8 protein-coding genes are annotated in these 6,602 nt (G+C 41.3%); 4 read left to right on the top strand and 4 right to left on the bottom strand.

The features are described 5' to 3' along the window. Window positions 1-324, top strand: a 324-nt coding sequence (locus AP057_RS15260) for a transposase (protein WP_152968903.1), incomplete at its 5' end; no start/stop codon positions are given. Window positions 325-631: 307 nt separating this feature from the next. Here AP057_RS15260 and AP057_RS15255 read toward each other — a convergent pair. The 3 genes from AP057_RS15255 to AP057_RS15245 all read right to left on the bottom strand — a co-directional run bounded on the left by AP057_RS15255 (window position 632) and on the right by AP057_RS15245 (window position 3,006). Beyond that, window positions 632-1,546: a tyrosine-type recombinase/integrase gene (locus AP057_RS15255; protein ID WP_055359138.1), complete on the bottom strand. Its 915-nt coding sequence runs from the start codon at window positions 1,544-1,546 to the stop codon at window positions 632-634. Between the two features lie 403 nt (window positions 1,547-1,949). After that, the gene (locus AP057_RS15250) at window positions 1,950-2,477 is read right to left on the bottom strand and encodes an IS630 family transposase (RefSeq protein ID WP_055359137.1); all 528 of its coding nucleotides are present in this window, start codon (window positions 2,475-2,477) and stop codon (window positions 1,950-1,952) included. Further along, entirely contained in the window at window positions 2,467-3,006 is a 540-nt protein-coding gene (locus tag AP057_RS15245; protein WP_055359136.1) for an IS630 family transposase, read from the bottom strand. The genes AP057_RS15250 and AP057_RS15245 overlap by 11 nt, the downstream gene beginning before the upstream one ends. A gap of 168 nt (window positions 3,007-3,174) precedes the next feature. Between AP057_RS15245 and AP057_RS15240 the strand changes: the two genes are divergently transcribed. Both AP057_RS15240 and AP057_RS15230 read left to right on the top strand, forming a co-directional pair. Next, window positions 3,175-3,879 (top strand): hypothetical protein, encoded by a 705-nt coding sequence (locus AP057_RS15240; RefSeq protein ID WP_055359135.1) that lies wholly within the window; start codon window positions 3,175-3,177, stop codon window positions 3,877-3,879. A 107-nt stretch (window positions 3,880-3,986) separates the two neighbouring features. Next, a protein-coding gene (locus tag AP057_RS15230; protein ID WP_095532136.1) for an IS3 family transposase occupies window positions 3,987-5,215 on the top strand; the annotation gives its coding sequence in 2 pieces (ribosomal slippage) (window positions 3,987-4,275 and window positions 4,275-5,215; 1,230 coding nt in all). A 225-nt stretch (window positions 5,216-5,440) separates the two neighbouring features. On the opposite strand, the gene AP057_RS17215 is transcribed toward AP057_RS15230, so the two are convergent. After that, window positions 5,441-5,950: a hypothetical protein gene (locus AP057_RS17215; protein WP_152968902.1), complete on the bottom strand. Its 510-nt coding sequence runs from the start codon at window positions 5,948-5,950 to the stop codon at window positions 5,441-5,443. Between the two features lie 233 nt (window positions 5,951-6,183). On the opposite strand from AP057_RS17215, the gene AP057_RS15220 reads away from it, so the two are divergent. Then, on the top strand, window positions 6,184-6,602 hold a 419-nt coding region (locus AP057_RS15220; RefSeq protein WP_235468620.1), incomplete at its 3' end, for a DUF6444 domain-containing protein.

The raw sequence follows: 6,602 nt of genomic DNA, 5'->3' as shown, positions 1-6,602 counted from the left end.
CAACACCGATTAGAAACGATGACGCCTCTTCCGAAAAAAGCACTCGCTTTTGTTCGACGCCTTCAAAAACGAAAGGAAGAAGCGCTGCGTTTCTTACGTGAAGTACATGTTCCCTTTGATAACAACCAAGCCGAACGCGATCTTCGCATGGTCAAAGTCAAAGAGAACATTTCGGGTACGTTTCGCGAAGAAACATTCGCGCAGTCGTTTTGCATCGCAAGAAGCATCGTTTCCACACTGACGAAACACGAAAAAAACGTGTGGGATTCGTTATGTCTTCTGTTGGCAGGCGAAACGATCGATCGAGTTCTTTCCGCTACCTAGGGCATTTTCTATGACCGAAATGCCCTATTTGTGCTGGGCTTTTTTATACACTAGCACTGGGGTGAATAGTTACCATATGAGAAATTTCCTAAATAGCCATTATGAACACCTATATATGCTACAACAGAATTGATTTCTGTAGGAGATAATTTTTCCATAATATAGGTTCCCCTCCCTTTTCTAAAATTAAATAAATTGTTCAATTTCAATTTACACTTATTTTCTTAAATGAACAATTCTCTTTAAAAATTATGAAAGAATGTAATGTTAGTAAGTAATCACGTATTTTATCATTCATCCACTATTGTTAAAATTTCGGCAACGCCTCCACTGCATCCACCAAATCACTATAACTGTCTTTTAAGTATCGAGACGTAGTGGCAATATTGCTATGTCCAGCAAGCCGCCGTACCTTCTCGATGTCATTGTTCGTTGCCTTTAACATCCATTTACAAAACGTATGCCGGAACATATGGGGCGTAAGTTTTTTATTCGGCAGGCTGTAGCTTTCAATCATTCGCTGGATCCCCCGGACCGAAAACTTCGGCGAGCGCTGGCTGTAAAAGACGTATGGCGATTCGGCCACATGCGGCTTCTTTTTCGCCATTTCTGCACGAAACTTCAGCCAATCCTCGAGTTCTGCCAACAAGATATTCGAGATCGGCACTGTTCTTACCTTCATCCCTTTTCCCACGATCCGAATTCGCTTCATCTCTAAATCTAAGTCCGTTAATTTTAAATTGGATAACTCCTCTACTCGCAATCCTGCATAGGTAAGCAGGTACACCACTGCACGGTCCCGGCGATATTTCTCTTCAGGATCGACTCCCCGGCTTTGCACCGGTTTTTTCCGCATCCGATGCAATAAGTCCTCGAATTCTTCTTCCGTGAGCCACATAATCTTTTCGTTCTCTTCATCGGCCGATTTTAAATCCTGGATGTCTTTCATTGGGTTCTGTTCGAGCTTATGATGTTCGACCGCCCACGAATAAAAGCTTCGCAACGAATTGAGCCGGCGATTGATGGTGGAGATGGCCAACGGTTTCCCTTCGGCCGGATTCAACATTTGCTGAATCCATTTTCGAATGTCGGCCGACGTGACGTAATCGCCTGGACGAAGATGCAAGTCTTTCAAAAACTGATTCACGTCATTGAGATAGGAGATCACGGTGTTAGGAGAAAATCCCTTCTCTTGCAAATATGTTTCATATTCGTGCAGCATCTTTTTCATCCTTTCACTTATACGACGAGTTTAAAAGGGTTCGAAGAGCAAAAAATCGATTGAAAAAATAACATTATATGACGAGTATATCATAAAAAAGAATCAATTGTTAGTCATATAATGTATATTATATGACTAGTTATAAGAGAGAAATGAACTTCCCGTTTCAGATCTTCGAAATAGGTGTTAAAAGTTTGTACTTTCTTTGTTATAGGCTGTTTTCGTAAACTTTGTTGTTTTTGGTTAAGTTTCACTAACGAAAATGTTTATGATTAATAAAAATGCATAGGACCCACCGTAGAGGCCCCTTTTCATTTTATGTTTTTTTTAATAAGACTCATAGGATTGCGGAGCAGCTAATAAACTTACTATATACATGCAACATGAAGAGTTAACTTCTCAGTCATCCTGCACACCCTAAGCGCTGCAGCACTTCCTCCGGACGTTCGTGGATGTAGTTGACAAACCGATTAATGGCTTGAATGATATCGTTGCGATCCTTGTGAAATACATTGGCAATCACCGTATCTTTCAGCCATTTCCATAAGCGTTCGATCGGGTTCAGCTGTGGCGAATAGGGAGGAAGGTAAATAAAGTGAAAACACTGCCCTTCTTCCTGCAAAAACTCCTTGACCATTTTGGCATGGTGAATGCGGGCGTTATCCAACACCAAGACCATGAGACGGTCCGGATAGCGCTCTTTGAGCATTCTCAAGAAATCCAAGAACGTCGCGGCATTGGCAGCGGTCGTTTGATGAAGCACCGTTTCGCCATCGTGGATGTTGACCGCGCCAAACAGCGATACGTGGGCATGATGGCCGAACGTCGGCACTTGTTTTTGGCGGCCGACTTCCGACCATGTGGACCGCAAGACATGGTAAGAGCGGATATGTGTTTCATCAAGGTACAACAAGACCGAATCAGGATCCATTAAGTTTTTTTATGAAGTCGATCTGTTTCTCAAAATTCTTTTGTCGATCCGGATCGCCTTTCGCCAATGTGTAGGTCGGCCGTGTCCACGACAGCCCTTTGCGGTGCAGGAGTTTTCGCAACGCTTCGCGGGAAATGGAAACACCGAAGTGCTTTTCGACATAGGATTGCAGGAGTTTGGTGTTCCACGCCGAAGCGACGTCCCAGCCCAGTTCCGCGGGAGTGGTGGTCAACACAAGCTGTTTGATCTTTTCCTGCTGTTCTTCGGTGAGAAACGGCTCCTGCCCGGGGGCGAAATCCCGATGAAGCAAGAGCTCCAGACCGCCTTCGTTGAACAGCGACACATAATGGGAAACGGTTTGTCGGCACACGTTGACCATGGAGGCCACCTCTTTGCCCAAATAGCCTTCCATGACCAGGCGAACCGCCATCACCCGTTGGCGAAGAAGGGTGTTTTTGATTTTCCGTTCCTGTTTGCGAAGTGTCCGAGGTGTCCATCCATGATCGTTGGTGATTTTGAGACGTTTCATGCAGAATTCCGCTCCTTTTCCATGTTTTTCATTAGGAGCAGTATAACCGGAGTGGGCACCGCTTATGCGAAGGTTAACTTTTCAATGAGCATGTATATAGCACCACGGGTATTGCTTTGTCATAACATATTGATTGTGGGAAATTTTATTTAAGGGGGAATTTGAGAGATGGGAATTAAAGTAAAACTTATCTCATGCATTACGAGTGCGGCTTTACTAGGTACTGCTGGGCTTGCCTTCACAGGAAGTGACACCGTAGACAAAGTTAAAACTCAATTAGGAAACTTGAAAGACAAAATCGTTAGCTATGAGTACAACGAGAACGCATTAGTGCAAAAGATTAACGAACTTCGCACTAATGCAAATAACGTTATTTCTGAAGCAAACAGCCTCATTTCCGGCAAAAACCAAACTATTAAAGGTCTGCAAGAAAAAAACAAAGGTTTACAAGATCAGATCACTCACTTAAATCAGTGCGTTAACGATCTAATCAGCAAGTTAAGTACTACTAAAGCTGAATTAGACCAAGCTAAAGGTGAATTAGAGGCTAAAAATGGTGATATTGCGGCACTTAAAGCCAATTTGGACGACACGATTGCTAAATTGAACGATACTAAAGCACTTTTAGATGAAGCTAATAAACAAATTGAATCGCTGCAAGCTGAAAACAAATGCTTGAAAGCTAATAACGAAGCATACAAATCTGAAAATGAACGTCTAGCAGGCGAAGTACAAAAAGCTAACGAGAAAGTAGCTGAACTTGGTGCGGCTTCCGATGAAGTTGAACAAGCTACTAAAGACAAAGCACCTATGACACAAAAAGAAGTTGACAGTATTGACACGTCTGTAGCACCGGTAGTTGACCAACAATAATAAAAACGCGAGGTAGGTTTACCTCATTAGCCCCCTAATGAATTTGGACACTCGATAAGGTGTTTTTTATAATCGAAGTGACCAAATGAAGGGGGCTTTTGATGTACATGAAACGAAGAAAACATTCGAAGGAATTTAAGCTACAAGTGGTGAAAGAAGCATTAGAAGTTGGAAATAAAGCATTGGTAGCTAGAAGATACGAGCTTAGCCCGAATCTTGTGCAAAGATGGGTGAAAGCATATGAAGAAGGAAAACTAGGACAAGAAATGGTTTCCTCTCCCTCTTCAGCTGAAATCAAACGGCTGGAGGAAGAAAACGAGCAGCTCAAGAAGCTATTAGGGGAAAAAGATTTAGAAATCGCGATTTTGCGTGATTTGATAAAAAAGAAGAACCCTCACTTACTGAAAAATTGGAAGTAGCCGAGCAGTGGATCAAGAAAGGATATCCGATTACAAAAGTATTGGAGATTCTAGAAATCAATCGCTCAACCTACTATTATCAGCAGAACGGAAAAGTCGAGAAGAAAACAGTAGGTGGGGGACGTCCAACACCCGGCTACTCTCTAACGGCAACTGGCGAAAAAGTGCCAGACGAACAAATCCAAGAATGGCTCTCTGAGCTTGTGATGGGAGAAGGATTTGCCTACGGATATCGCAAGCTGACCATTCAGTTAAGAAGAGACCATCAGCTTGTGATCAGTAAGAAAAAAGTATATCGATTGTGTAAAGCGATGGATTTACTACGTCCGCAGCGAGAGAAACGGATTCCATATCCGAAGAAACTCGCTCGAAATCGCATTATTACAGGCTCGAATCAGTTATGGGAAATGGATGTGAAATATGGATATATCGAAGGAGAAGAACGCTTTTTCTTTGTTTTGTCGCTCATCGATGTGTATGACCGTTCGGTAATTGATTACCATATTGGGCTGAGTTGTTCAGGAAGCGATGCCGTAAAGACGCTTCAAAGAGCGTTATTCAAGCGTCAGCAATTTGAACAGGCAAATAAACCTGTGATTCGGACAGACAACGGCCCGCAATTTATTTCTCATGCCTTTGAAGCTGCCTGTGAGCGATTTGGAATCGAACATGAACGGATTCCACCACGGACGCCGAATATGAATGCGCATATTGAAGCGTTTCATCGTTTACTGGAGGAGGAATGTCTAGGAAGAATGGCGTTTGACAGCTATGAAGAAGCTTATCAAGCCGTGATGGAGTACATGAAATTTTATAACGAGCGAAGGATTCATTCGAGTATTCTCGATCTTCCACCGCATGAATTTTACAAAAAAGCGCAAACGGAATCGTTAATCATCAAAGAAGTTCGCGTATAAGGCAAGAGGATTTTGTCTTCTTGCCAAGAAAAAACGAGAAATTTTGAGAATAACCTAAAATAAGATAGGATGTGTCCAAATTTAGGGGGTCAATCCGGCGGACGAAAACTTGACGAACAATTTGACTATATATATGCTCATTAAGTTCAATGATTTTCTCAACAGCTTCCAAGTAGCTTAACTTATCAATTTTATTTATTGGTATGATATCCATAACACCAAACCTCACTTTTGATTATTGGAATTAAGTCTTTTTGCATCAAATAAGAATTGTGAATATATAACACTATCAGCTGCCTTTCTCATTCTTATTGATCTGCTTAGGAGCAACCAACTTGATAAAATTGGAAATAAAGAAAAAATAATAATCTTTATTAAATAGCCACCGGATATACAATTCCGAATCCAATCCAATATTGATGTTGTTATTAGGTAAAGTACTCCAAGGGCAAGTAAAAAAGCTGTACTCCTTAAGAAATCTGCTAAGGCGATAAACATATCATGTTTGGTTTCTTTTCTTTCAACTAGTGCGTAGCAATAGTTCTTCAGACCAAATTCAGAGCCTGTAATTTCATTTTTTTTATATTTATCCAATTTTGATCTTAGCTCTTTACCTATTTCTGCACCATATATTTTTTCTACTTCAGCTATTATTTCTAATTGCTTTGTATCTGAGTAATCTAGGAATTTATCAACTGGCTTACCTTTTGAAAAAAAAGCTGTATCAAATGTCAACTTTGAAATACTGTATGCAATATGACCAAAAATAAATGACATTATTAGAAGTACTAAAATGAGTAAGGTTGAGGAAAAATTATGAAGTTTAAATATTAAATCTAACGTATTGGGGAATATCTTATTTGCGATAAAAATAAAAGTAACTATTCAGCCACATCATAAAGTGAGCTGAATATTTTCTTCTTTCCTTGTCTATGATGTGAATACTGATAGACAAGGAGGTGAATCACATGTTGACGGTACAACAAGCTGTATTTACAGTTGAGAGCTTAATCGGCAAAGTCCAACAACAAAAGCAGCTCATTACTCACCAGCAACAAGTCATTGAGCAACTGTTGAAAGAAAACAAACAGCTACGCAAAGAAAATGAACAACTGAAGTACCGTGTTCAAGAGCTGGAAGCACGCACGAAAAAAAACAGCTCCAATAGCCATTTGCCCCCATCTTCTGACCGTTTTGAGAAAAAGCGTTCCTCCCGCGAGCCGTCTGGCAAAAAGCCTGGTGGGCAAGAGGGACATGAGGGGAAGACGCTCCGTCAAGTGGAACATCCACATCATCGTGTCGTCCACCGTGTGCATACGTGTCAAGGATGTGGAGCTTCTTTGCGTGAAGTCAAACCGTTCAAAGTCGATCTCCGTCAAGTGTTTGA

Origin of the sequence: Geobacillus sp. Sah69 (genome assembly GCF_001414205.1) — a bacterium.
Classification (GTDB): domain Bacteria; phylum Bacillota; class Bacilli; order Bacillales; family Anoxybacillaceae; genus Geobacillus; species Geobacillus stearothermophilus.
This window is presented reverse-complemented; position numbering and strand designations above follow the sequence as displayed.

Excerpts from the sequence above, each read along its gene's own strand:
- AP057_RS15240 (WP_055359135.1), top strand. The coding sequence starts at position 3,175 with ATGGGAATTAAAGTAAAACTTATCTCATGCATTACGAGTGCGGCTTTA.
- AP057_RS15245 (WP_055359136.1), bottom strand. The coding sequence starts at position 3,006 with ATGAAACGTCTCAAAATCACCAACGATCATGGATGGACACCTCGGACA.
- AP057_RS15250 (WP_055359137.1), bottom strand. The coding sequence starts at position 2,477 with ATGGATCCTGATTCGGTCTTGTTGTACCTTGATGAAACACATATCCGC.
- AP057_RS15255 (WP_055359138.1), bottom strand. The coding sequence starts at position 1,546 with ATGCTGCACGAATATGAAACATATTTGCAAGAGAAGGGATTTTCTCCT.